This is a genomic window from Pseudomonas sp. S30_BP2TU TE3576 (assembly GCF_050436025.1).
In the GTDB taxonomy this organism is placed as follows: Bacteria; Pseudomonadota; Gammaproteobacteria; order Pseudomonadales; family Pseudomonadaceae; genus Aquipseudomonas.
The window spans coordinates 5,107,501-5,133,360 of sequence record NZ_JBNDLK010000001.1 but is presented as its reverse complement, the minus strand read 5'-3'; the positions used below and the strand labels follow the sequence as shown (position 1 = coordinate 5,133,360).

Annotated in this window: 17 protein-coding genes, 2 tRNA genes, 2 rRNA genes and 4 pseudogenes; 13 read left to right on the top strand and 12 right to left on the bottom strand. The window is 58.1% G+C overall.

What is annotated here, in order from left to right:
• Positions 1-43 precede the first annotated feature (43 nt).
• The 3 genes from ABIA48_RS23480 to ABIA48_RS23470 all read left to right on the top strand — a co-directional run bounded on the left by ABIA48_RS23480 (position 44) and on the right by ABIA48_RS23470 (position 3,285).
• Positions 44-838, top strand: a complete 795-nt coding sequence (locus ABIA48_RS23480; RefSeq protein WP_033063436.1) for an ABC transporter substrate-binding protein — start codon at positions 44-46, stop codon at positions 836-838.
• A 64-nt stretch (positions 839-902) separates the two neighbouring features.
• Positions 903-2,450 (top strand): amino acid ABC transporter permease/ATP-binding protein, encoded by a 1,548-nt coding sequence (locus tag ABIA48_RS23475; protein WP_429491667.1) that lies wholly within the window; start codon positions 903-905, stop codon positions 2,448-2,450.
• A gap of 46 nt (positions 2,451-2,496) precedes the next feature.
• On the top strand, positions 2,497-3,285 hold the full coding sequence (locus ABIA48_RS23470) for an SDR family oxidoreductase (protein ID WP_429491665.1): 789 nt from the start codon (positions 2,497-2,499) through the stop codon (positions 3,283-3,285).
• 77 nt (positions 3,286-3,362) lie between these two features.
• On the opposite strand, the gene ABIA48_RS23465 is transcribed toward ABIA48_RS23470, so the two are convergent.
• From ABIA48_RS23465 to ABIA48_RS23445, 5 genes are read right to left on the bottom strand one after another with little or no spacing between them, the layout of a single operon-like run.
• Complete coding sequence (locus tag ABIA48_RS23465; RefSeq protein WP_429491663.1) at positions 3,363-4,196, bottom strand: class I SAM-dependent methyltransferase; 834 nt, start codon at positions 4,194-4,196, stop codon at positions 3,363-3,365.
• Positions 4,190-5,347, bottom strand: coding sequence for an acyltransferase family protein (locus tag ABIA48_RS23460; protein ID WP_429491662.1), 1,158 nt, complete (start codon positions 5,345-5,347; stop codon positions 4,190-4,192). The genes ABIA48_RS23465 and ABIA48_RS23460 overlap by 7 nt, the downstream gene beginning before the upstream one ends.
• A complete protein-coding gene (locus ABIA48_RS23455) occupies positions 5,344-6,228 on the bottom strand; it encodes a class I SAM-dependent methyltransferase (RefSeq protein ID WP_429491660.1) in 885 nt (294 codons plus the stop codon). Before ABIA48_RS23455 ends, ABIA48_RS23460 begins: the two co-directional genes overlap by 4 nt.
• A complete protein-coding gene (locus tag ABIA48_RS23450) occupies positions 6,225-7,520 on the bottom strand; it encodes a glycosyltransferase (protein WP_429491658.1) in 1,296 nt (431 codons plus the stop codon). The genes ABIA48_RS23455 and ABIA48_RS23450 overlap by 4 nt, the downstream gene beginning before the upstream one ends.
• On the bottom strand, positions 7,514-9,079 hold the full coding sequence (locus tag ABIA48_RS23445) for a glycosyltransferase (protein WP_429491657.1): 1,566 nt from the start codon (positions 9,077-9,079) through the stop codon (positions 7,514-7,516). Before ABIA48_RS23445 ends, ABIA48_RS23450 begins: the two co-directional genes overlap by 7 nt.
• A 425-nt stretch (positions 9,080-9,504) precedes the next feature.
• Between ABIA48_RS23445 and ABIA48_RS23440 the strand changes: the two genes are divergently transcribed.
• The 9 genes and pseudogenes from ABIA48_RS23440 to ABIA48_RS23400 all read left to right on the top strand — a co-directional run.
• Positions 9,505-10,419 (top strand): GDP-mannose 4,6-dehydratase, encoded by a 915-nt coding sequence (locus ABIA48_RS23440; RefSeq protein ID WP_429491655.1) that lies wholly within the window; start codon positions 9,505-9,507, stop codon positions 10,417-10,419.
• Complete coding sequence (gmd, locus tag ABIA48_RS23435; RefSeq protein WP_015094126.1) at positions 10,416-11,387, top strand: GDP-mannose 4,6-dehydratase; 972 nt, start codon at positions 10,416-10,418, stop codon at positions 11,385-11,387. The genes ABIA48_RS23440 and gmd overlap by 4 nt, the downstream gene beginning before the upstream one ends.
• Positions 11,388-11,390: 3 nt before the next feature.
• A complete protein-coding gene (locus tag ABIA48_RS23430) occupies positions 11,391-12,833 on the top strand; it encodes a mannose-1-phosphate guanylyltransferase/mannose-6-phosphate isomerase (RefSeq protein ID WP_429491652.1) in 1,443 nt (480 codons plus the stop codon).
• Entirely contained in the window at positions 12,834-13,631 is a 798-nt protein-coding gene (locus ABIA48_RS23425; protein WP_429491650.1) for an ABC transporter permease, read from the top strand.
• Entirely contained in the window at positions 13,631-14,884 is a 1,254-nt protein-coding gene (locus ABIA48_RS23420) for an ABC transporter ATP-binding protein (RefSeq protein ID WP_429491648.1), read from the top strand. The genes ABIA48_RS23425 and ABIA48_RS23420 overlap by 1 nt, the downstream gene beginning before the upstream one ends.
• Positions 14,881-16,248 carry a glycosyltransferase family 4 protein gene (locus tag ABIA48_RS23415; protein WP_429491646.1) on the top strand — a complete coding sequence of 456 codons (1,368 nt, stop codon included), beginning with the start codon at positions 14,881-14,883 and terminating at the stop codon, positions 16,246-16,248. The genes ABIA48_RS23420 and ABIA48_RS23415 overlap by 4 nt, the downstream gene beginning before the upstream one ends.
• Positions 16,232-17,362, top strand: a complete 1,131-nt coding sequence (locus ABIA48_RS23410; protein WP_429491644.1) for a glycosyltransferase family 4 protein — start codon at positions 16,232-16,234, stop codon at positions 17,360-17,362. Before ABIA48_RS23415 ends, ABIA48_RS23410 begins: the two co-directional genes overlap by 17 nt.
• Positions 17,363-18,493 carry a glycosyltransferase family 4 protein gene (locus ABIA48_RS23405; RefSeq protein WP_429491642.1) on the top strand — a complete coding sequence of 377 codons (1,131 nt, stop codon included), beginning with the start codon at positions 17,363-17,365 and terminating at the stop codon, positions 18,491-18,493.
• A 35-nt stretch (positions 18,494-18,528) separates the two neighbouring features.
• Positions 18,529-18,732, top strand: a pseudogene (locus tag ABIA48_RS23400) (LysR substrate-binding domain-containing protein); the annotation flags it as partial.
• On the opposite strand, the pseudogene ABIA48_RS23395 reads toward ABIA48_RS23400, so the two are convergent.
• Positions 18,697-18,975 (bottom strand): annotated as a pseudogene (locus ABIA48_RS23395) (MFS transporter); the annotation flags it as partial. The pseudogenes ABIA48_RS23400 and ABIA48_RS23395 overlap by 36 nt on opposite strands.
• 144 nt (positions 18,976-19,119) lie before the next feature.
• A pseudogene (locus ABIA48_RS23390) lies at positions 19,120-19,464 on the bottom strand (NAD(P)-dependent oxidoreductase); the annotation flags it as partial.
• Here ABIA48_RS23390 and ABIA48_RS23385 point away from each other — a divergent pair.
• A pseudogene (locus tag ABIA48_RS23385) lies at positions 19,445-20,074 on the top strand (substrate-binding domain-containing protein); the annotation flags it as partial. The pseudogenes ABIA48_RS23390 and ABIA48_RS23385 sit on opposite strands and share 20 nt — an antisense overlap.
• A gap of 12 nt (positions 20,075-20,086) precedes the next feature.
• On the opposite strand, the gene mrdA reads toward ABIA48_RS23385, so the two are convergent.
• The 5 genes from mrdA to ABIA48_RS23360 form a co-directional block, all read right to left on the bottom strand.
• A complete protein-coding gene (gene mrdA, locus ABIA48_RS23380; RefSeq protein WP_007988294.1) occupies positions 20,087-21,979 on the bottom strand; it encodes a penicillin-binding protein 2 in 1,893 nt (630 codons plus the stop codon).
• A gap of 201 nt (positions 21,980-22,180) precedes the next feature.
• Positions 22,181-22,296 (bottom strand): 5S ribosomal RNA (gene rrf, locus ABIA48_RS23375).
• 169 nt (positions 22,297-22,465) lie between these two features.
• Positions 22,466-25,357: ribosomal RNA gene (locus ABIA48_RS23370) — 23S ribosomal RNA — on the bottom strand.
• A 240-nt stretch (positions 25,358-25,597) separates the two neighbouring features.
• Positions 25,598-25,673, bottom strand: a tRNA-Ala gene (locus tag ABIA48_RS23365).
• 9 nt (positions 25,674-25,682) lie between these two features.
• Positions 25,683-25,759, bottom strand: a tRNA-Ile gene (locus tag ABIA48_RS23360).
• Positions 25,760-25,860 lie beyond the last annotated feature (101 nt).

Below are 25,860 nucleotides of genomic sequence, written 5' to 3'. Positions count from 1 at the left end.
ACGTTTTCAGCTAACCCCCTACCTACGCCGGAGTCAGTAAATGATGAAAAACAATAAAAAAACCCTCTTGAGCCTGGCTGTATTGGCAGCCGGCATGTTCGGCGCCTCGGTGAGCATGGCCGCGGTAGACACGTTCAAGGTCGGCATGGAAATCACCTACCCGCCTTTCGAGTCCTATGACAAGGACAAAAACGTGGTGGGTTCGGACCCCGAACTGGCAACGGCACTGGCCAAACACATGAGCGCCAAGGTGGAGTTCGTCGACACCAAGTTCCCGAGCCTGATCCTGGGCCTGAACTCCGGCAAGTACGACGCGGTCATTTCCGGCATGTACATCACGCCGGAGCGCCAGACCCAAGCCCAGACCATCGCCTATGCCAACACCGGCGCCGCGGTCATGGTGCCCCAGGGCAGCGAGATCAATGCGAAAAAGCCTGAAGACCTGTGCGGCTTGAAACTGGGTCTGGAACAGGGCACGACCTGGGTCAAGGAATTCCGCAAGCTGTCCGACGAATACTGCGTGCCGAACAACAAAGGCGCCATCACCGTCAGCGAATACCCCTCGGCCCCCGAAGTGACTCAGGCCCTGTTGTCCAAGAACATTCAGGCCCAGGTTGAAATCGCTGGCGCGGCAAAAATGATCGCGGAAAAGACCAATGGCCGGGTAGTGATCACCACCGAGCATCCGATTTATCAGCAAACCCTGGGCATTTTCGTCAAGAAAGGTAACGACGAAACCTACCAGGCCGTGCAAAAGGCCTTCGAGGAGACGAAAAAGAGCGGAGAATATGCCGCAATCCTCAAGAAATATGGCTTGGAAGAACCGACTGCCAACTAAGAACCTGCCCTTGTAGTCTGGTCATCTGCCTCCCCTGCACCGGGGCGGCAGATCGAGGTGTCCCATGCAATTCGATTGGTCGTATTTCTTTTCCCTGTTTTCCCTGCCGGACTTCTGGAATGCCTGCGTCACGGTGATCCAGCTCAGTGCCCTGGCCTGGTTCATCGGCATGCTGCTGGGTTTTGTCCTGGCCACGGCCAAGCTGTCCCAATCGCCCTTGCTGCGCATTCCCGCAGCGGTCTACATCTGGTTCTTCCGCAGCATCCCGTTGCTGGTGCTGGTGGTTTTCGTCTACAACCTGCCGCAATTGTTTCCCGGAAGCGGACCGATTCTGTCCAACCCCTTTTACGCAGGGTTGCTGGCCCTGGTGGTCACCGAAGCGGCGTACATGGCGGAAATCCATCGGGGTGGTTTGATCTCTGTGGCCAAGGGCCAGAAGGAAGCCGGGCGCGCGCTGGGTGTCGGCCTGTTCGGCATGCAACGCTTGATCGTGATCCCCCAGGCTTTCCGTATTTCGCTGCCCACTCTGATCAATGAATACATCACGGTGGTCAAGCTGACATCGCTGGTCTCGGTCATCTCCCTGACTGAAATCCTCACGGTCGGCCAACGCCTCTATGCCACTAACTTCCTGGTCATGGAAACCCTGGCTGCGGTAGGCGTCTACTACGTGTTGATCGTCACCGTGTTCGGCTATTTCCTGCAGCGTCTGGAGCGCTACCTGGACCTGAACTTCCGCAAGCCGCACACACTCGACGCAGCCACCATCGCCAAGTTCAAGGCCAGTGCCGAAGCGTTGCCGGACATTGCGCGCAAAGCCGCAGGCAACAACAAAACGCCCATCCTGCAACTGAAGAACATCCAGAAGAGCTACGGCACGCACAAAGTGCTGCTGGGTATCGACCTGAATGTCGAATACGGCCAGGTAGTCTCGATCATCGGGCCATCCGGCTCCGGCAAAACTTCGCTGATCCGCACAGTCAATGGCCTGGAAAGCATCGATACCGGCGACATTCTGTTGTTCGGCGAAAAATTCATCGAAGCTTCGGACAAACCCAACAGCTCCCGCCTGCGCAAAGGCGTGCGGCACATCGGCATGGTGTTCCAGAACTTCAACCTGTTCCCGCACCGCACCATTCTCGATAACGTCACTCTGGCGCCGCGTTACCATGGCCAGCCGGGCGAGCTGAGTGAACATCGTGCCTATGCGCTGCTGGACAAGGTCGGCCTGCTGGCCCATGCCCACAAGTACCCGCACCAGCTCTCCGGCGGGCAGCAACAACGTGTGGCGATCGCTCGAGCCCTGGCGATGGAGCCACAGATCATGCTGTTCGACGAGCCGACCTCGGCCCTCGACCCGGAACTGGTCAACGACGTGCTGAACGTGATCCGCGATTTGGCCAAGGAAGGCATGACCATGCTGATCGTGACCCACGAAATGGACTTCGCCATGTCGATATCCGACAGGGTCGTATTCATGGAGAACGGTAATATCCAACTGGATGCGGCACCTGAAACCATACGATGCGATGCCAAAGGGGAAAGAGTGCGGCGCTTTATGGGTATCAGTACCCGATCGCCAAACCTGTCTGCAGCGGTGGATCACGCATGAACAGGCAAGCGTTTTACATGAGCTTCTTTCTGTCAGGAACACACGCATGAATCTTGGAATAGCAGGACGCTGGGCACTGGTGTGCGCGGCCAGCAAAGGCTTGGGTAAAGCCTGCGCACAGGCACTCGTCAGCGAGGGCGTGAACGTGGTGATCACCGCGCGAGGCGAACACACGCTGAATGAAACAGCCCGTCAACTCAGGGCGCTAAATCCTGAAGTGACGGTCATCGCCGTAGCCGGAGACATTTCGACGCCCGAGGGTCGGGCGGCAGCGCTCATGGCCCATGAGCATTTCGATATTTTGATCAACAATGCCGGAGGCCCTCCTCCCGGGGATTTCCGTGAATGGAATCGCGACGCCTGGCTCAAGGCGCTGGATGCCAACATGCTGACTCCCATCGAGTTGATCAAGGCAACGGTAGACGGTATGGCGGCACGCGAATTTGGCCGGATCATCAACATCACGTCGAGTGCCGTGAAGTCCCCTATCGAAAGCCTGGGTCTGTCCAATGGTGCGCGCAGTGGCCTGACGGGGTTTATCGCAGGGCTTGCCCGGCAAGAAAACATTGCCAGTCGCAATGTGACGATCAACAACCTGCAACCGGGTTCATTCGACACCGATCGACTGCGTGACAACCTGGTCGCTGCCGCCGAAGAGTCGGGGCAAGACAGTGAGGCATTCCTTGACGAATGCCGTAGCGAAATTCCGGCCAAACGTTTCGGCTCGCCCGAGGAGTTCGGTGCACTTTGTGCCTTCGTTTGCAGCTGCCATGCGGGCTACCTGACCGGGCAGAACCTGTTGATTGATGGCGGGGCCGTTCGCTCCAGCCAATAATGGGCCGCCAACCGGATCGGCACCCCATGGCGGTGCCGGACGACCTGTTGCAGGCCGTCGCTCCCACCTCTGGCTAATCAGGGTTTACGCGCAATGATCACCTGACTTTTCGCCACCACGGCATCCAGCGCCTGCTTGATCTGTGCACCCCGTGGCGAAGCCAGAATCGCCTGCCAGGTATCCGCCCAGTGGTTGAGCAACGGATGGTCCGGGTTGCTGAAATCGACCTTGGCTTCCCAGAACAGCAGCATCCACATCGACCAGTAGAATCCGTACTGGCTGTGGCTGATCACTTCCAGGCCGGCATCGCTGACCATGGCCTTGAACTGCTCTTCGCTGATGATGCGAATGTGGTTGGGCTTCTGGAAATACTCGGCCGCCGCGATATCTTTCTGCAGGTCTTCGGAGCTTGGGTGCGGGACGCTCAGCAGATACAACGCGCCCGGTTTACCGACGCGCACCAGTTCGGCGAGGAACTGCGCCGGATCGTCCACGTGCTCGATGACCTCGGTCGACACCACCCGCGTGGCGGTCTCATCGGCAATCGGCAACGGGTTGCAGTCGGTGACATGGCATTCGACGTCGCGGGCCGGCGTATCGCCCAGGCGCTGGCGCGTCGCTTCGACCTTGGCCGCGTCGATATCGGCAATGATGATCTTCGCCCCGCGCATCCCGCAGAAATGCACGTTGCCGCCGTCGCCACAGCCCACATCCAGCAGCGTGTCCTCGGGAGTCACCGGGAACCCGCTGAACAATTCGCCGGTTTGCTGATTGAACCAGCCGCTGAGCATCGCGTCGTGCAGGCCGAGCATATAGGGGTCGACCTTGTCCGCCGCTGGCGTCGCGGGCGGTGTCTCTGGCTGCACAGTCGCGGGCGTGCCCGCCGTGAGTTTCTTCAAAAGGCTCAGCATGAGGTGGCTCCAGAGGATGAGACGGCTGTTCGGGAGGTGCCCAGGCGTTTGACCAGCGAAGCGCCGCGGTTGCGCATGGGCATTTCGATGAAGCGGTAGTTGAGTTCGCTCAGCAGCACGATCAGGCCGCCAGCCATCAGCAACATCAGAATCGGATGGCCAGCCGGACTGGGCAGCCCGGCAGCCTGTAAACGGAAAATGAATTCACGAACCAGCAAGTAGGCCGGGATATGGATCAAGTAAATCCCGTAGGAACGACTGCCGACCCACGTCATCAGGTTTTTGAACACGCCGCGCGGCAACAGGTAATCGCGGTTGTAAGAAGCGATCCAGACCAGCAGTGCGCACAGCACTGCAATCACGCCGATCCGGTAAGAAGCGAAGGTGAAACGATCCGTTGCCATGAAGCTGAGCAGCAGCGACACCGTGATCAGTGCGGCAACACCCGCCCATGGACGACGCAAGAATTTTGGCTCCCAGCGCAGGTACGACGGTTGCGTACTCCACATCGCCAGCAGCACGCCGAGGGCCAGCGCGTCGGTGCGTACCACCATCAGGATCGGCGTGCGCAAGGTGAACAGTTGCACCGCAACCAACGCCAGTAACGCCCACACCAGGTGCTTGCGAAACAGCACGATCATCAGCGGAAATAGCAGATAGAACTGCTCCTCCAGCGACAGGCTCCAGTACACGAAACTGGTGCCGTACTCATAGCGATAAAAACTGTCGGCAAAGCGGAAATTGGCGTATTGCGCGACGCCGGCCAGGGTCGCCTGAATGTTCGCGTGCAGCGTGCCGAACGCGCCGGAGCGGTTGAGAAAAAGGCACGCCAGCAACATCAGCGCCAGCCACAGCCAGGCCGAAGGCAGCAAACGAAAGGCCCGGCGCAACCAGAAATTGCGCGTCTGTTGCCAATATTCCTGACGCGTTGTGCAGCGGCGCAAGGCCGGGATCAGGCTGCGGGCAATGACGAAGCCCGAGATCGCGAAAAACAGATCCACCCCCCACCACGGCTGGCTGTACAGCGTGATCGTCTGCAGCAACGGCACAGCCGCCGCGAACAGGCTGTCCTGCAGGTGATGAAACAGCACGCCAAGCACCGCAATGCCGCGCAGCAACTCGATGTCCATGATCCGTTTTTCGTTGCTCATGCGCCCTCCTGGACATGAGGTTTTCGAGCAATGATCACCTGGCTCTTGGGCATGAACCGGTCCAGCATCTGCTTGATCGCCAACCCGTCGGGCTGTGCCAGCAAGTCCTGCCAGGTTTTCGCCCAGCTCTCCATCAGCGGCGGGTACGGTGCCTGAATCCGGTCGCGAACCGCACCGCCCAATTCACGCCCGGCGGCCCGTTCACTGGCCCAGAAAAAAATCATGCCCATGACCCAGAAAAACCCGCTGGCCTGACGATGCTCGATGACCAGGCCCGCGTCTTCCACCAGCGCGGCGAACCGCTCGGGACTGAAAATCTGCACGTGATTGGGCGATTGAAAATAGCTGGCCGGGGCGATGCCTTTCTGCAAATGCTCGCCCACCGGGGACGGCACGCTCAGCAGGTACTGCGCGCCGGGGCGGCCCATGCGCACCAGTTCGGCCATGAAGGGTTCCGGCTGATCGATGTGTTCGAGCACTTCCATGCACACGACTTTGCTCGCGCACCCGTCGGCCAATGGCAGCGGCAAACTGTTGCTGACCAGCCCCAGGTTCGGTTTGTCCGATTGTGCGGCCACTTGCCGGGCAAGATCGCGGACCTTGTCGTGTTCACTGTCGGTGAAGATCACCGAAGCGCCTTGACGCACCGCAAACAAGGTCGCCACGCCTTCGCCACAGCCGACATCCAGCAAGGTGTCGTCGGCGGTGATGGCAAAGCCCTTGAGCAATTCGCCGCTGTCGCCCGAAAACCAGCCGTCATGCATTGCATCGTGCAAGCCCACCTCTCTTGGCGACACACGGGATTGCTCGACCGGCAACGGCGCGGGCTGGGGCTCGGGTTTCGTCTCTGGAAAGAAACGTCTGACCAATGCGCGAATCATGCCTCAGGGGTTTCCACGGCAAGGCTCTCGAACAGGCGCTCAAAAAATACGTCAAGCCGCTGCTCGGCAGTGGCCTGGCTGCAGAATTTTTTGAGGCTGGCCACTGCGTGCACGGACATCTGTGCATAACGCTCGGGATCCCCCTTGGCCACGTCATAGCTTGATCGGTAAGCCCTGCACAACGACGCCCAATTGGTAACGTAGCGCAAGGTACGAAACGCCCTGCGCGGGTCATGTGGCCAGGCTGTCAGCTCATCGGTGGAGTCAATCAGGAATGCATTATCGGCATCCAGATAATCGATCATCGCCGTGGTCCTTGGCGCTACCGCCGGTTTGCCACAGGACATGAATTCCATCAGCGGGAGACATTGGCCTTCGCCGTAGGACGTGTTGACCACATAACTCGTGGCTTGCACCAGTTGCTCATAGTCCGCGTCAGCCAGATAGCCGTAAATCAGCACGACCCGGCAGCGGTAAGACTGGTTTTTGTACAAGTGGTGAAGGATGTCAGTCAGTGCTTCTTCAGCATCGTGGTGCGTCAATTTGAGCACCAGCGTTGCGTCATCCACCTCGCGAAACGTCACGCAAAAGGCACTGAGCATGTCTTCCCAATTCTTGCGCCCATCACCGGGGTTGAACACCGAGGTGTAAATCACACCATCGAGGACCAACTCGTGTTCACTCGGCGGGGCCTGGAAATCAATACCCACGCCTTCGCGAGTGGCCACGGGGCCGAAGGCTCGCAAGTCGAGCTCGCGGCTGTCCGCCAGCAACCCCTTGAGCGTCAACCGCACCTGACTGGCCAAGGGCTGACGTTGCAAGTGGGCGCCGCGCTCGGAAAACCGGTCCCATACCGGGGCAGGTACCGCGATGATCGGATAGTCGGCGCCCATCGCCTCGCGCACCGCATTCACGGTGTAGCTGGAATGCGTAATCGCCGCACCCGCTGCCCGCAACACCGTGCGCCAGTCATTGAGCGGGTCACCGGCAAAGGGTTCGTTGGGGATGGTGCTGAATTCCCACGCGAACACTGGCAGCGTCGGGCAGGCAAAATTGACCGGCGTGCGATGAGGCGGTGAGAACGACAGAAACACGCACGCTTCACCACGGGACAAACAGTCCATGTACAAGGCGTCGACTTCGGTCTGCGGGTCGCTGACTTCTACCACTCGCCCCAGCCGCGCCAGCACGGGGCGGTACTCCTTGAGCACGAAGTAATAGCTGTACTCCGAGCGGCCAAGGTTCTGGGCAATGGTGTGCTGGTTGGTTTCCGAATGAATAATGATCAGCATGGGGCGTTATCCGTCACGGTTGCTGTCGGCAAAGCCAGTGGCGCCAGCCCGAAAAAATCCGCCATGCGTTTCTGCACCGGGGCGAAAGCGCAGTAATCGTGCATGCGTTCGACGGCGGCGAAGGACATGCGCTGATACTCCAGCGGTTGTTCCTTGGCCAGACGGTAGCTGTTTTCGTAAGCGGTTTTCAGCGAACCCCAGTCCGGCCGGAAACGCAGGGTGCGGTAGATGATACGTGTGTCCTGCGGCCAGATGGTCAGCTCTTCGCTGGACTTGACCACAAACGCCACACGCTCATCGATGTAGTCCTCCATGGCCGTGTGATCCGGGGCAATCACCGGTTTACCGCTGGCCATGAACTCCATCAGCGGCAGGCACAGCCCTTCGCAGCGCGAGGCATTGACGTAGTAACTGGCGGCTTCGTACAGCCGGGCGTATTGCGGGTCGTCCAGGTAGCCGTGCATGACCACCACCCGACAGGCGAACGGGGAAAGCTGCGCGAGCAACGTCATCAGTTCGTCGTGGTAGGACGACAGATCGCTTTGGGTAATCTTCAGCACCAGCGTCGCGTCAGACGTTTCGCGGAACGCCCAGCAGAATGCGCTGATCAGTTGATGCCAGTTCTTGCGACCGTCACGCGGGTTGAACACGGTGACGTACACCACACCGTCAACCTGTGTTTCGACCTGGGCGGTGGTGTCCGGCCACTGTCGCGGTTCTGGCTCGGGTACTGCCATCGTCTGCGGGCCGGCGATGGCCGGCAACCACTCGGCGAGACGCTGATGGGCGGCTTCCGACAACAAGTCGCGAATCCCTTCCCAATACCACTGGCTTAGAAAATGAGTGCGATGCACCGGAACCGGCAGCGATCTACCCTTGTCCAGGCGCCACATGTGCAGGTAATGGCGAGCAATCACCAAGCGGCGCTTGAGCGTCAGCGGCGGTGGCTTCAATGCCTCCAGCGCCGCCAGTTCCTCGGGGGTCGGCACAGCGGGAATCAATGCATCGGCGCTCAGCCCGAGTGTGCGTGTATCGAAGATGCAACCCTTGATGTCCAGCGTCGAGCCGGCACTGATCGGGACGCTGGTGTGGCGACTACGAATGTCGGCGAAGTTTTCCCACAACGGCGTCGGCAACACCAGCACCGGAAAGTCTTCACCCATGGTCCGACGAATCGCCCGGGCGGTATGGCTGGAGAGTGTGATCACCCGACCCTGGCGTGCCAGCATTTGCGTCCAGTCCTGGCGCGGGTCGTTATCCCATTGCTCATCGGGAATCGAATCAAACTCCCAGGCCACTACGCAGATCGTCGGGCACTTGAGGTCGTTCGGGGTTTTCTGCGGCGGCGTAAACGACAGGAACAGACTGTCTTCGCCAGCGGCCAATAATTGTTTGTAGAGCGGATCGACCTCGGCGGTGGAGGACACCACATGCACTCGCCCAAGGCTTTCGAGTACAGGGCGATATGCCTTGAGCACGAAGTAGTAACTGTACTCGGGACGGCCGAGACTCTGGCTGATGGAGCTGTCGTTGACGTCGGAGTAAAGAATGAAATTCATGGCATCCCACGGTGGCGCCGCCATCCCGGCAGCCTCACGCTATGACGGGGAAAACACGGTTCGAGCCAGTGTTTACTGGCGCTCGCCCATCGTCTTGCTGCCCGTCTTCGTTCTTGTTTTAGTGGTCAGTTTCTCGCAGTTTCGAAGCGACACTGCCGAACCCCGGTTAATCGTGACGAGGGGCATTCTAAACACATCCATTGAGGATTCGTGAACCGCCCGGCGAGAATAAATCAGGCTACGCTGATGAGAACTGATCAGTCACGATTGGACTTGTTGAAATTGCCGAGCAAATGGCACAGATTGGCTACCAAACAACTACAACAAAACATTTTGTCTGTCTTTACGGGCGATCCTATAGCTTTATGAGACCTTTCCGTAAAGCCTGTAGGAGTTGACGAAATGTATGACCGAGGGGTCGCTGTTTGAAAAAGCGTCTGTTTGTCACGGGGCTGACTGGATTCGTCGGACAACACATCCAATCGCGTTTGCAGGCCGATGCCTCGGAATGGGAACTTCTGCCTGTTCCTTGCCGCTACGATCTCGCCGCGCCGGACAGCCTCGAAGGCTTGTGGCCGGAAATGCCCGACGCAGTGATTCACCTGGCCGGCCAGACGTTCGTCCCGGACGCCTTTCGTGATCCGGCGCGCACCCTGAACATCAATCTGCTGGGCACCCTGAATCTGCTGCAAGCCCTCAAGGCACGCGGATTCACGGGCACGTTCCTGTACGTCAGCTCCGGTGATGTCTATGGCCAGGTCACGGAAGCCCATCTGCCCATCACTGAATTGCAACCACCCTGCCCGCGCAATCCATACGCCGTGAGCAAACTGTCGGCAGAGTTCCTGAGCTTGCAATGGGGCCTGAGCGAAAGCTGGCCGGTACTGGTTGCCCGTCCGTTCAACCACATCGGCAGCGGGCAGAAGGACAGCTTCGTCATCGCCAGCGCCGCACGTCAGATCTGCCGGATCAAGCAAGGCCTGCAAGCACAACAACTGGAGGTCGGGGACATCGACGTCACGCGCGATTTCCTCGATGTCGCAGACGTGGTCTCGGCCTACCTGGCCTTGCTGGAAAAAGGTACGCCGGGGCAGGTCTACAACATTTGCTCGGGGCGCGAGCAGAGCATTCGCAGCTTGATCGAACAGCTGGCAGATCTTGCCCAGGTCGACCTGCAACTGGTCCAGGACCCTGCGCGACTTCGCCGCGCAGATCAGCGTCGGGTGTGTGGCAGCCCTGCCAGGCTGGTCGAAACCACCGGATGGAAGTCTGAAATCACAACACAACAATCCCTGCGGACGATCCTGTCCGACTGGGAGAAGCGAGTACGACAAGAATGACTAAAAGTGCATTGATCACAGGGATCACCGGCCAGGATGGCGCGTATCTGGCCAAACTGCTGCTCGATAAGGGCTACAAAGTCCACGGCCTGGTAGCGCGTCGCAGCAGCGACTCGCGCTGGCGCCTGCGCGAGATGGGGGTCGAGGCGGACATCGTCTACCTGGACGGCGACATGGCCGATGCCTGTTCAGTGCAGCGCGCGGTGATCAAGTCGGCGCCGGACGAGGTCTACAACCTGGCCGCGCAAAGCTTTGTCGCGGCCTCCTGGGATCAACCGGTGACCACCGGCATCGTCGACGGCCTGGGCGTGACCCACCTGCTCGAAGCGATCCGTCAGTTCAGTCCGCACACACGTTTCTACCAGGCATCCACCAGCGAAATGTTCGGCCTGATCCAGGCCGAACAGCAGGACGAGAACACGCCGTTCTATCCGCGCAGCCCCTATGGCGTGGCCAAGTTGTATGGCCACTGGATCACCGTGAACTACCGCGAAAGCTTCAACCTGCACGCCAGCAGCGGGATTCTGTTCAACCATGAATCACCGCTGCGCGGCATCGAGTTCGTGACGCGCAAAGTCACCGACGCCGCCGCCCGGATCAAGCAGGGCAAGCAGCAGGAACTGCGCCTGGGCAATATCGACGCCAAGCGCGACTGGGGCTTTGCCGGGGACTACGTCGAGGCGATGTGGCTGATGCTGCAGCAGGACAAACCCGACGACTTCGTGGTGGCCACCGGCGTGACCACCACCGTGCGCGAGATGTGTCGGATCGCCTTCGATCATGTGGGCCTGAACTACCGCGATTACGTGAAGATCGACCCGGCGTTCTTCCGCCCGGCCGAAGTCGAAGTGCTGCTCGGCAACCCGGCCAAGGCCCAGCGTGTGCTGGGCTGGAAACCAAAAACCGATCTGGATGCCTTGATCCGCATGATGATGGATGCAGACATGAAACGCGTCGCCAAGGAGTAGGCCATGCTGATTCCCGTGATTCTCTCCGGCGGTGCCGGGACAAGGTTGTGGCCGGTGTCACGTGAAGGCCATCCCAAACCCTTCATGGCATTGCCTGACGGCCAGTCGCTGCTGGGCAAGACCTACCGGCGTGCCGCGGACCTGCTCGACGGCTGGGGCGATATCGTCACGGTGACCAACCGCGAGTACTACTTCCAGAGCAAGGATCACTTTCGGGACGCGCACCTGGGCCGTCATCGCGGGCATTTCCTGCTCGAGCCGACGGGGCGCAATACGGCGCCGGCCATTGCCGCCGCCGCCCTCTCGCTCCAGGCCCTGCATGGCGACGACGCGATCATGCTGGTCATGCCCGCCGACCACCTGATCGTCAATGTCGACGCGCTGAAGGACGCGGTCGAGCATGCCGTGACACTGGCCAGGCGCGGTTACCTGGTAACCTTCGGTGTCGTGCCGACCGCTGCGCAAACCGGTTTTGGCTACATTGAAGCCGGCACACCGCTGGACGATAAAGGCGCTGCCAGCGTGCGGCGCTTCGTCGAAAAGCCCGACCTGCAAACCGCGACGCATTACGTGGAAAGCGGCAACTTCCTGTGGAACTCCGGGATGTTCTGCTTCTCGGTCGCCACCCTGCTTGCCGAACTGCAAACCCATGCTCCCGCCTTGCTGGAGCAAACGCAAACCTGCGTGGCCGCCAGCGCTCCCGTGGAAAACGCCGGGAGCGTGCAACAGGAACTGTCACCGGCCCTGTTTGGCGAAATCATGGACATTTCCATCGACTACGCGTTGATGGAACGCTCCGACAAAGTGGTCGTCGTGCCCGCCCGTTTCGACTGGAGCGACATAGGCTCCTGGGGGGCGGTGGCCGCGCTGGTACCGGCGGACGCACAGAACAACCGCGCCGTCGGCGAGGCGATTTTCATCGACAGCCACAACAACTTTGTCCAGAGCGACAACCGTCTGGTAGCGACCGTGGGTGTGGATAACCTGATCATCGTCGACACTGCCGACGCGGTGCTGGTGGCCCACGCCGACCGCGCCCAGGATGTGCGCCGGGTGGCCAGGCAACTCAAGGACAAAGAGCACGAAGCCTATCGCCTGCACCGTACGGTCAGCCGTCCATGGGGCACCTACACCGTGCTCGAGGAAGGCCCGCGCTTCAAGATCAAGCGCATCGTGGTCAAGCCCGGCGCCAAGCTTTCGCTGCAGATGCACCACCATCGCAATGAACACTGGGTGGTGGTCGAAGGCATGGCCAAGGTCACCAACAATGGCACCGGCACGCACCTGGTGGCCAAGAACGAGTCGACCTTCATTGCTGCGGGGCACAAGCATCGCCTGGAGAATCCCGGCGTGATCGACCTGGTGATCATCGAAGTGCAAAGCGGCGAATACCTGGGAGAGGACGACATCGTCCGCTTCGAAGACCAATACGGCAGGACGGTTTGAATGCTGCTTTCCCTATACCGCACGCTGAGCAGCTATCGAGGGTTTATCCTCGGTAGTGTCCAGCGGGAATTTCAGGCGCGTTATCGCAATTCGTTGTTCGGTGCCCTGTGGACCGTGCTCAACCCGCTGTCGATGATCATCGTCTACACGGTGATTTTTTCCCAGATCATGCGCGCCCGTTTGCCTGGGGTAGATGACGGCATGGCCTACAGCATTTACCTCTGCGCCGGGTTGTTGACCTGGGGCCTGTTCGCAGAAATCACGGTGCGCAGTCAGAACATGTTTCTGGATAACGCCAACCTTCTGAAAAAAATCAGCTTCCCACGGATCTGCCTGCCGGTGATCGTGCTGTTGAATGCCGGAATCAACTTCGCAATCATCATCGGCTTGTTCCTCGGTTTTCTGTTGATCACCGATCGACTGCCGGGCATGGCGCTCTTGGCGCTCATTCCGCTGCTGGCGTTACAGGTGATGTTTTGTGCCGGGCTGGGGATGATTCTTGGCGTATTGAATGTGTTCTTTCGCGATGTCGGACAATTTTTCGCCATCTGCCTGCAATTCTGGTTCTGGCTGACGCCGATTGTGTACCCGATGAGCATCCTGCCCGATTGGGTGCAGCGCTTGCTGCAATTCAACCCGCTGACCAATCTGATCACCAGCTACCAGAACATCTTTCTCTACGGCCAATGGCCCGTCTGGGGTTCGCTGCTGCCGATCATGGTTGGCAGCGTATTGTTCTTCGTCATCGGGCTGCGGCTGTTTCGGCACAGGGTCGGCGAAATGGTGGATGAACTCTGATGGGGCACATACGCGTCACCGGCCTGGGCAAGGCCTATAAACAATACCCTACCCGCTGGAGTCGACTGGCCGAGTGGCTGCTCCCGTTTTCACCGATCCGTCATCGCCAGCATTGGGTACTGCAAGACGTGACCTTCCAGATTGCCCCCGGCGAATCGGTGGGCATCGTCGGGGTCAACGGCGCCGGCAAAAGCACCTTGTTGAAGATGATCACCGGCACCACCCAACCCACCTGCGGCACCATTGAGCTCGAAGGCCGCGTCGCTGCCCTGCTGGAATTGGGCATGGGTTTTCATGCGGACTTCACCGGGCGGCAGAATGCAGTCATGGCCGGGCAGTTATTGGGCATGCAAGTCGAAGAAATAGAAGCGTTGATGCCTGAAATCGAACGTTTCGCGGAAATTGGCGACGCCATCGACCACCCGGTGCGCACCTATTCCAGCGGCATGCAAATGCGCCTGGCGTTCAGTGTGGCCACTGCGCGACGCCCGGACATTTTGATCGTCGACGAAGCTCTGTCAGTGGGCGACGCCTACTTCCAACACAAAAGTTTCGACCGCATCCGCAGCTTTCGCAAAGCCGGTACCACGCTGCTGATCGTCTCCCATGACCGCTCGGCGATTCAGTCGATCTGCGACTCGGCGATTCTCCTGGAAAACGGCCACATGGCCATGCACGACACACCCGAAACCGTCATGGATTACTACAACGCCCTGCTCGCCGCGCGTGAAGGTCAGACCGTACGCCAGGAAATGCTCTCTGGCGGTCAAGTCAGCACCATTTCCGGAACGGGTGAAGCCAGGATTCTGAACGTGCGTCTGCTCGACCAACATGAGCGGTCCATCGACGCCGCCGAAGTCGGCCAGCCGGTCGTGCTGGAAGTGAATGTCGAAGTTCGCCAGGACATCGAGCGGCTGGTGCTGGGTTTCATGATCAAGGATCGCCTGGGCCAGGCCATGTACGGCATCAACACCCATCGCCAGGACCAGGCGCTGAACGACTTGCAGGCTGGCGAGCGCGTGACCTACCGCTTCACTTTCGTCATGGGATTGGGCAAGGGTAATTATTCCGTGGCGTTGAGCCTGTCACGCCTGGATTCGCACCTGGACCGCAACTTCGAGTGGCGAGATTACGGGTTGGTGTTCCATGTGATCAACAACCGGCAGGAAGATTTTGTCGGCTGCTCGTGGCTGGCCGCGAAGACCACCGTCACACGCTCGAGCGCGCCGGTCACCTCGGGGAGCACGCCATGACGCGTCTTTTGGTGGAATGCACGCACGTGTTCCAACACCCCAAGGTCAATTCGGGCATTCAGCGGGTGGTGCGCAACGTCGTCAACCAGCTACCGGAATCGGTCGACGGCGTTGAATGCATCCCGGTTGTGTTACTCAAGGGCAAACTCTACCGAGTGCTGATGCTCGGCGCGCTGAACATGCCGTTTTTCGATCAGATGATGATGTTCGGTGGGCGACTTGGCCGGCTGGCACATCGTTTCTGGCAATGGCACCAACGGCTTGATAAGCGCCTGACATCGCGATTCGCCCGACGCGTGGTGTACGTGGCTTATCGACTGACAGCGCTGACCTGCTTCAGTGTGCCGCTACGTCTGATCGACCAGCTCAATCAGTATCAACTGCCCAAACGTTGCACGCCGCTGCAGCATCAACCGGGAGATCAACTGGTGTTGCTGGATTCGTCCTGGCACACCGACTTTTTCCCGTTTGCCGAACAGCTCAAACGTGAAGGCGTGGGCATTGTTTCGGTGATTTACGACCTGATTCCCGTGACGCATCCGCAGTTTTACGACACGCGGCTGGTGCAGGTTTTCAACGAGTGGTTCGACTGGATCACCAAAACCGCCGATGGCTACGTGGCCATTTCCGCCACGGTGCGCGATCAGGTTCGAGAGGAGGTTCAGCGCCGCCTGGGCTCGGCCAAGGCCAATGCATTGTGGTTCGATTACTTCCACTTGGGCTCCGAACTGGACCTGAGCGAAACCACGGCCGCCGTCGAGCCGCGCCTGACGCGCATTTTCAATACGCCGGAACCGGTGTTTCTGATGGTCAGCACCATCGAGCCGCGCAAGAACCACGACTACCTGCTGGATGCCTTTGAACGGGCCTGGGCGGCGGGCTCCAAGGCCCGGCTGTGTATCGCGGGTCGGGTCGGCTGGAAATGCGACGCCCTGCTCGCCCGGGTACGCAATCACCCGCAGCTGAATCAACGCCTGTTCATGTTCAACGACCTGAGCGACACCAGCCTCGAACATGCCTACACCCACGCCAGCTCACTGGTGTTTCCGTCTGTTGTGGAAGGCTTCGGCCTGCCGCTGGTGGAGGCCATGCAGCGTGGATTGCCGGCCATGGGCAGCGACATTCCGGTCTTTCGCGAAATCGGTGGTGAGTTCATGGCGTATTTCGACCTGGCCGAACCACAAAGTCTGGCTGATCTGGTCATTCGTTTCGAGAGCAGCGGTCAATTCCCGGCCACTCGCGACGTCGCGGACTGGCGCTGGATCGGCTGGCGTGAAGCCAGTGCGCAACTGGCTTCACGCACCCTGCGCAATCTCTCGGACGTACCGCTCGAACAAGAGAGGCAACATGCGCATTGCCCTTAACGCCCGCATCCTCCAGGCGCCGCGCACCGGCATCGGCCACTACGTCGCCGAACTGGCGAACGCCCTGGCGGGCGAACCGGATATTGAACTGGCGCTGTTTCATGGCTGGGGCTGGAGTACTGTGCTGCCTGAAGCGGCCATGCCCGGTTATTCCCGACTGACACCCTTGCTGCGGCAGATTCCGGGGGCCTATCAGGCCCGACGCTGGCTGGAGCAGAAACGCTTCGATCAAGGCCGCACGCAAGCCATCGACCTCTACCACGAACCGAGTTTGTGGCCGCTGTCGTTCGACGGTCCGACCGTCATTACCCTGCATGACCTGACTCACCTGCACTATCCCGAAACGCAGCCACCGGCGCGCTTGCGAGAAATCGAACGGCGCGTGGCCGACGGCGTGCGACAGGCAAGCCTGATTCTTACCGACTCGCAATACATTGCAGACGAAGCCCAGGCACATTTCAGGCTACCGGCGGAGCGGTTTGTTGTCGCGCCGCTGGGTGTAGCCGCACGTTTTCACCCGCGGTCCCCCGAGGCTATCGACGCCGTACTCAAGACCCATGGCGTCGAAGCGCGGGAATACTTCCTCTGCGTCGGCACCCTGGAACCGCGCAAGAATCTGTCGCTCGCCCTGCGCGCCCACGCCCGATTGCCGGAATCAGTCCGTCAGCGTTTTCCATTGCTGATCGTCGGCATGGCTGGCTGGCAGCGCGAGCAGTTCAGCGAAGAATTGCACCAGGCCCTGGCCTGCGGTCATGTCTGCTTGCTGGGCTATCTGCCTGACGAGCACGTTGCGCAGCTGTTGGCCGGCGCCCGGGCATTGATTTTTCCGTCGATTTACGAAGGTTTTGGCCTGCCGGTGCTGGAGGCCATGGCCTGCGGCACGCCGGTCATTCTGACCAGACGTTCGGCCATGCCCGAAGTGGCAGGCTCTGCGGGTAACTATGTTGAACCGGATGAAACCGACGGCTTGTGCGATGCAATGAGTCGTCTGATCGAGGATCTAGCGCATTGGCAGGCATGCCGGGAAGCCGGATTGCTACAGGCAAGGCTTTTTACCTGGGAACGCTGCGCGCAAGTCACGGCCAGCGCTTACCGCCAGGTTATGGGAGGTTGAATGCGAGTTCTTCATTTTTTCAAGACGTACCTGCCTGACTCGGTCGGCGGGATCGAACAAGTGATTTTCCAGTTGTGCGAAAGCGGTGCCCTGCACGGCGTTGAAGGCAAGGTGCTGACACTCAGTACCGATCCGACACCGCCGGTGATGCAGATCGCTCAACATGAAGTCCATCGAGCCAGGCTCGACATTCAGTTCGCCTCCACAGGGTTTTCCTGGAGCGTCTTCAAACAGTTTCGCGAGCTGGCAGCCGAAGCCGACGTGGTCAATTACCACTTTCCATGGCCGTTCATGGACCTGGTGCATTTCTCCAGCGGCCTGAACAAACCCAGCGTGGTGACATACCACTCGGACATTATCCGCCAGAAACACCTGCTCAAACTTTACCGGCCGCTGATGAATCGCTTTCTGCACAGCGCCGACCGGATCGTCGCGGCATCACCCAATTACCTGCACACCAGTGATGTGTTGCAACAGTTTCAGCACAAGACCCGAGTGATCCCTTATGGATTGAACAAGGCAGGTTACCCACTGCCGGACAACAATCGAACGGCTCACTGGCGGAAAAAGCTTGGCGACAAGTTCTTTCTGTTTGTGGGTGTGATGCGCTACTACAAAGGTTTGCACATCCTGCTAGACGCCCTGAAGGACCTGGATTATCCGACAGTGATTGTTGGTGCCGGCCCGCTGGAAGCAGAGCTGCATGCCCAGGCGATCGCCTTGGGTTTACGCAATATTCACTTCCTCGGGCGTCTGGGGGACGAGGACAAGGTGGCGCTGCTGCAACTGAGCTACGCCATCGTGTTCCCATCGCACCTGCGCTCCGAAGCCTTTGGCATTTCGCTGCTTGAAGGCGCGATGTATGGCAAACCGATGATCTCCAGTGAAATTGGCACGGGCACCAGTTACATCAACATCCATAACGAAACCGGGCTGGTGGTGCCGCCAAGTGATCCACTGGCGTTTCGTCAGGCGATGCGCACGCTTTGGGAAACCCCGGTGCTGGCGGCACAAATGGGCGAGAAGGCGCAGGCCCGTTATCAGAATCTGTTTACGGCGGACGAAATGGGTCGCAAATGGGCGACCTTGTATGAGGAACTGCTGGAAGAAAAATCCCTCGCCTACGCATGACGCAACCGGTAGTGAGCCAGGCACTCAAGCGCCGGGAAGAAGTCCGGCGACTGGTGATCGCCGGCTTCGGTATCGGTTGTTTGCCCGAGCACGTGGTGGCGGCTGACGTCGACGCCGGATTGCTCTGGCGCCTGCCGCCGCACGAAGGGATTGCCGATGTGGACATTCATTTGCTGTGGAACCGCGAACAACGCATGAGCCGGGCCGAGACGATCTTTCTCGAAAGCCTGCAACAATGCCGCACCGACTATCCGTGCCAGATACGCCGAAGCGAACGTACCGAAAGCCAGCAGCGTTCCGATCAGCGGCACGAAATCCGGAAAGAACACTTTGTTGAATACCAGCGCCGACGCCGTGGCAAACACAAACAAGTCGTACCACTCCACAGTGGTGCCAATCACACTGGCCACCGCGACTTTTTTCATGCTGACTGCAACTTCCGGTGGTGCGCCAGACTTTTCTGCGGACGATAGATCGCTCATCACTGTCTCCAGGAATTCATCAAGAACTCGTTATTTAATTGTTTTGACTGGCAGTAAAACGGTGAGGCGAAGATTGTTGTTATGGCTCGCCCAACTGAGCGGGCGAGTTCGCAGGGCATTTTTATTGATTGGATAGCGGTTGGTTCAATAACCCAGTAATCGGTCCGCACAGTTCAATAACGGTTCGCCGCTATTCAATCGGCGGAAGTTTTCCGCCACTTGTTCGGCAATACAGTCATGGGAAGCCGCCGAAGCCATGTGCGGGGTAATGGTGACACCGGGCATGGTCCAGAGCCGGTGATCGACCGGCAGCGGTTCCTGTTCGAAGACATCCAGCAGCGCACCGCGCAATTGCCCTCGGGCCAGTGCCTGTTCGAGATCGTCGATGTTCAGATGAGCGCCCCGGCCACAGTTGACCAGTGCTGCGCCGTTGGCGAGTTGGTCGAACGTGGCCCGACCGAGGATGCCGCGGGTTTCGCGGGTGAGCGGTGTGCAGGCACGGCATTACGATGATTTCCTCGCTGACTTCCATGAAACCCACCCGAAAATCGAGCTGGAAGTCGAGGTAATGGGCAGTTCGAACATCATCAGTTCGCTGCTGCAAAAGACCGCGACCGTTGGCGTCGGCCTGTGTCGTCTGCCACAGCCGCGGCTGGAACAGCGGGAACTGTTTCGAGAGACATACGCTTACTTTTGTGGCCAGCGCCATCGGTTGTTCGGGCAACAGAATCTGACTCTGGAACAGCTCTCTGCGGAAAACTTCGTCAGCTTCACCAGCGATCAACTGGGCGGCAATCTTTCACCCCTGACACTGTTCCGCGACCAGCAAGGTTTCACCGGCAAGATCGTCGCCTCATCCACCAGTTTCGAAGAAATTTACCGCCTGATCTGCGCGGGTTACGGCATCGGCGCCTTGCCCACTCATCTGGTGCGCCGGGATGTCGAGCAAGGTCTGCTCTGGCGCCTGCCGCCGGAAGACGGGGTGGTGGATTTCGATATCCAGCTGTTGTGGAATCGCGAACAGAAGATGAGCCAGGCCGAAACGGTGTTCCTCGAGAGCTTCCAGCACATGCTCAGCATCCGCGAGCCTGTGCTGTGAAGCCATGCGGGTTCAGACATGAGGATCGCCCGGCGCCTTGCTCGGCGCTGCGTATTGCGGCTTCAGGTGCCCGTCCTGATCGAGTAGCCAGGCGTCCATGATCTCCCGGACGACCGGTCCGGCGACGCGACCACCCGCCTCGCCATTTTCGATCATTACCGAAATCACGATCTTCGGGTGCTCGGCCGGGGCGAAACCGACGAACAAGGCATTGTCGCGGTTACGCTCACGGGTTTTCTCCCGGTTGTAACGTTCACCCTGCTTGATCGCCACCACTTGCGCGGTACCACTCTTGCCCGCAATACGGTACTGCGCCCCCGCGGCGGCGGCCCGGGCAATCCCGCGGGCATCGTGCATTACCATCTGCATGCCATGGTTGACCTGCTCCCAGCCGCGAGGATCCTTGAGCAGAATATTCGGCATTGGATGCTCATCCACCGGTGCGACACCGTCCACGGTTTTGGCCAGGTGCGGTCGATTCCACACTCCTTTGTTGGCAATCAGCGCCGTGGCCTGGGCCAATTGCAGCGGCGTGACCTGCATGTAGCCCTGGCCGATACCGAGAATCACCGTCTCGCCCGGAAACCAGGCCTGACGACGCGTGGCGCGCTTCCAGGCTTGGGATGGCATCAGGCCGGGGGATTCTTCATACATATCGAGAGAGACTTTCTCACCGAGTCCGAACATGGCCATGTAGTCGTGCAGGCGATCGATACCGAGCTTATGTGCGAGATCATAGAAGTAGGTGTCGTTGGAACGCATGATTGCCGCATCCATATCCACCCAACCATCGCCGCTGTGGTTCCAGTTGCGGTACTTGTGATCGAAATCCGGCAGTTGGTAGTAACCGGGGTCGAACACGCGGGTCTGCGGCGTCACGACACCCGCATCGAGGCCGGCGATTGCCACTTCCGGCTTGATGGTCGAACCCGGTGCGTACAGGCCGCGCAGCACACGATTGAACAGCGGGCGGTCGATGGAGTCGTGCAGCGCCGCGTATTCCTTGAAGCTGATCCCGGTGACGAACAGGTTCGGGTCGAAGCTCGGCTTGCTGACCATGGCCAGCACTTCACCGGTCGACGGATCGAGCGCGACCACAGAGCCACGGCGATCGCCCAAGGCTTGTTCCGCAGCCTCCTGAAGCTTGACGTCGAGGCTCAGTACAATGTTTTTCCCGGGCACCGGATCGGTGTGCTTGAGCACTCGCAATACCCGGCCCTGAGCGTTGGTTTCGACTTCCTCGTAACCGACATGGCCATGCAGTTCCGATTCGTAAAATTTTTCGATCCCGGTCTTGCCGATGGATTGGGTGCCTCGGTACTCGACCGTATCCAGGGCTTTGGATTCTTTCTCGTTGATACGACCGACGTAGCCGATCGAATGAGCAAAGTGCTCGCCGAACGGGTAATGGCGCACGAACTGCGGCTCAACATCGATGCCCGGCAAACGGAATTCGTTGACGGCGAGTACGGCAATCTGTTCTTCGCTCAGCTCATAGAACAGCGTCACGGGTTCGAAGGGGTGACGTGCCTGCTTCATCGCTTTGTCGAACAGCGAGCGGTCTTCAGCGGGCAAGTGCAGGAGATTGACTACCTCGTCCAGCTCGCTTTTCACATCGGCGGCGCGCTCGCGGGTGATGGTCAGGTTAAAGCTGGGACGGTTGTCCGCAAGGAGTACGCCGTTGCGGTCGTAGATCAATCCGCGGGTAGGTGTAATCGGCAGGACATGTACGCGATTATTTTCGGAGATGGTCGAGTGATAGTCGAACTCGACCACCTGCAGGACATACAGGCGTACCACCAGAGCACAGGTAATGGCGGTAACGAACAAGGCGCAGGCCATGAGTCTCTTGTTGACCAGGCGTGTTTCTTTTTCGTGGTCCTTGATCGGTATCGGTTCAGGCACTTGTGCAGCAACTCTTTAAAAAGAATGCCGATCCGTGGGCGCAGACTCAGTCCATTAAAAATGAGCCGCACCTTACCAAAACCGTGGAGTCCGGTTTGTGTGATTTTTTTTACAATTGACTTTGAATGGGCCGCTCCTGTTTTTTCACGCGCAAAAACAAAACCCCTACCTGCGTACGCAGATAGGGGTTTCGGAATTTGATCTTGACGATGACCTACTCTCACATGGGGAAACCCCACACTACCATCGGCGATGCATCGTTTCACTGCTGAGTTCGGGATGGGATCAGGTGGTTCCAATGCTCTATGGTCGTCAAGAAATTCGGGTACTGAGTCGTGACCGGCGGGCCTCGCTTCAGCAAATTGGGTAGGTGATAGTTTGGTGTTTTGTGAGCATCTCGAACTTTCGGTTCATTGCGTCTTCACACACCGCAATCTGGTCTCTTCCGTCTTTTCAACGAGGAGCATCAAATTGCTTGGGTGTTATATGGTCAAGCCTCACGGGCAATTAGTATTGGTTAGCTCAACGCCTCACAGCGCTTACACACCCAACCTATCAACGTCGTAGTCTTCGACGGCCCTTCAGGGAGCTCAAGGCTCCAGTGAGATCTCATCTTGAGGCAAGTTTCCCGCTTAGATGCTTTCAGCGGTTATCTTTCCCGAACATAGCTACCCGGCAATGCCACTGGCGTGACAACCGGAACACCAGAGGTTCGTCCACTCCGGTCCTCTCGTACTAGGAGCAGCCCCTCTCAAATCTCAAACGTCCACGGCAGATAGGGACCGAACTGTCTCACGACGTTCTAAACCCAGCTCGCGTACCACTTTAAATGGCGAACAGCCATACCCTTGGGACCGGCTTCAGCCCCAGGATGTGATGAGCCGACATCGAGGTGCCAAACACCGCCGTCGATATGAACTCTTGGGCGGTATCAGCCTGTTATCCCCGGAGTACCTTTTATCCGTTGAGCGATGGCCCTTCCATACAGAACCACCGGATCACTAAGACCTACTTTCGTACCTGCTCGACGTGTCTGTCTCGCAGTCAAGCGCGCTTTTGCCTTTATACTCTACGACCGATTTCCGACCGGTCTGAGCGCACCTTCGTACTCCTCCGTTACTCTTTAGGAGGAGACCGCCCCAGTCAAACTACCCACCATACACTGTCCTCGATCCGGATAACGGACCTGAGTTAGAACCTCAAAGTTGCCAGGGTGGTATTTCAAGGATGGCTCCACGCGAACTGGCGTCCACGCTTCAAAGCCTCCCACCTATCCTACACAAGCAAATTCAAAGTCCAGTGCAAAGCTATAGTAAAGGTTCACGGGGTCTTTCCGTCTAGCCGCGGATACACTGCATCTTCACAGCGATTTCAATTTCACTGAGTCTCGGGTGGAGACAGCGCCGCCATCGTTACGCCATTCGTGCAGGTCGGAACTTACCCGACAAGGAATTTCGCTACCTTAGGACCGTTATAGTTACGGCCGCCGTTTACCGGGGCTTCGATCAAGAGCTTCGCGTTAGCTAACCCCATCAATTAACCTTCCGGCACCGGGCAGGCGTCACACCCTATACGTCCACTTTCGTGTTTGCAGAGTGCTGTGTTTTTAATAAACAGTCGCAGCGGCCTGGTATCTTCGACCGGCGTGGGCTTACGCAGTAAATGCTTCACCCTCACCGGCGCACCTTCTCCCGAAGTTACGGTGCCATTTTGCCTAGTTCCTTCACCCGAGTTCTCTCAAGCGCCTTGGTATTCTCTACCCAACCACCTGTGTCGGTTTGGGGTACGGTTCCTGGTTACCTGAAGCTTAGAAGCTTTTCTTGGAAGCATGGCATCAACCACTTCGTCACCCAGAGGGTAACTCGTCATCAGCTCTCGGCCTTAAGATCCCGGATTTACCTAAGATCTCAGCCTACCACCTTAAACTTGGACAACCAACGCCAAGCTGGCCTAGCCTTCTCCGTCCCTCCATCGCAATAACCAGAAGTACAGGAATATTAACCTGTTTTCCATCGACTACGCTTTTCAGCCTCGCCTTAGGGACCGACTAACCCTGCGTCGATTAACGTTGCGCAGGAAACCTTGGTCTTTCGGCGTGGGTGTTTTTCACACCCATTGTCGTTACTCATGTCAGCATTCGCACTTCTGATACCTCCAGCAAGCTTCTCAACTCACCTTCACAGGCTTACAGAACGCTCCTCTACCGCATCACCTAAGTGATACCCGTAGCTTCGGTGTATGGTTTGAGCCCCGTTACATCTTCCGCGCAGGCCGACTCGACTAGTGAGCTATTACGCTTTCTTTAAAGGGTGGCTGCTTCTAAGCCAACCTCCTAGCTGTCTAAGCCTTCCCACATCGTTTCCCACTTAACCATAACTTTGGGACCTTAGCTGACGGTCTGGGTTGTTTCCCTTTTCACGACGGACGTTAGCACCCGCCGTGTGTCTCCCATGCTCGGCACTTGTAGGTATTCGGAGTTTGCATCGGTTTGGTAAGTCGGGATGACCCCCTAGCCGAAACAGTGCTCTACCCCCTACAGTGATACATGAGGCGCTACCTAAATAGCTTTCGAGGAGAACCAGCTATCTCCGAGCTTGATTAGCCTTTCACTCCGATCCACAGGTCATCCGCTAACTTTTCAACGGTAGTCGGTTCGGTCCTCCAGTCAGTGTTACCTAACCTTCAACCTGCCCATGGATAGATCGCCCGGTTTCGGGTCTATTCCCAGCGACTAGACGCCCTATTAAGACTCGCTTTCGCTACGCCTCCCCTATTCGGTTAAGCTCGCCACTGAAAATAAGTCGCTGACCCATTATACAAAAGGTACGCAGTCACCCAACAAAGTGGGCTCCCACTGCTTGTACGCATACGGTTTCAGGATCTATTTCACTCCCCTCTCCGGGGTTCTTTTCGCCTTTCCCTCACGGTACTAGTTCACTATCGGTCAGTCAGTAGTATTTAGCCTTGGAGGATGGTCCCCCCATATTCAGACAAAGTTTCTCGTGCTCCGTCCTACTCGATTTCATGACCAAGAGATTTTCGCGTACAGGGCTATCACCCACTATGGCCGCACTTTCCAGAGCGTTCCGCTAATCTCAAAGCCACTTAAGGGCTAGTCCCCGTTCGCTCGCCACTACTAAGGGAATCTCGGTTGATTTCTTTTCCTCAGGGTACTTAGATGTTTCAGTTCCCCTGGTTCGCCTCTTGCACCTATGTATTCAGTACAAGATAACCATCTTATGATGGCTGGGTTCCCCCATTCAGACATCTCCGGATCAAAGTCTGTTTGCCGACTCCCCGAAGCTTTTCGCAGGCTACCACGTCTTTCATCGCCTCTGACTGCCAAGGCATCCACCGTATGCGCTTCTTCACTTGACCATATAACCCCAAGCAATCTGGTTATACTGTGAAGACGACATTCGCCGAAAATTCGATTGAGCTCCTAAGAGCCACTCACAAATTTTACCTTAGCCTGATCCGTTACCAGTGAAAGTAACGTTCAGTCTATCTTTCTATCACATACCCAAATTTTTAAAGAACGATCTAATCAAAAGACTAGAAATCAATATTCACTGCGGAATATTCATTTCTAAACTCTCAAACTTTCGAAGCAGTTTATGGTGGAGCCAAACGGGATCGAACCGTTGACCTCCTGCGTGCAAGGCAGGCGCTCTCCCAGCTGAGCTATGGCCCCATACAAAATTGGTGGGTCTGGGCAGATTCGAACTGCCGACCTCACCCTTATCAGGGGTGCGCTCTAACCAACTGAGCTACAGACCCAATTTCGAGCTTGTAACTGTTAGCGTGAGCTATCAGCCTGGAGCTTAAAGCCGCTTCTATCGTCTTCTTCAATGAATCAAGCAATTCGTGTGGGAGCTCAT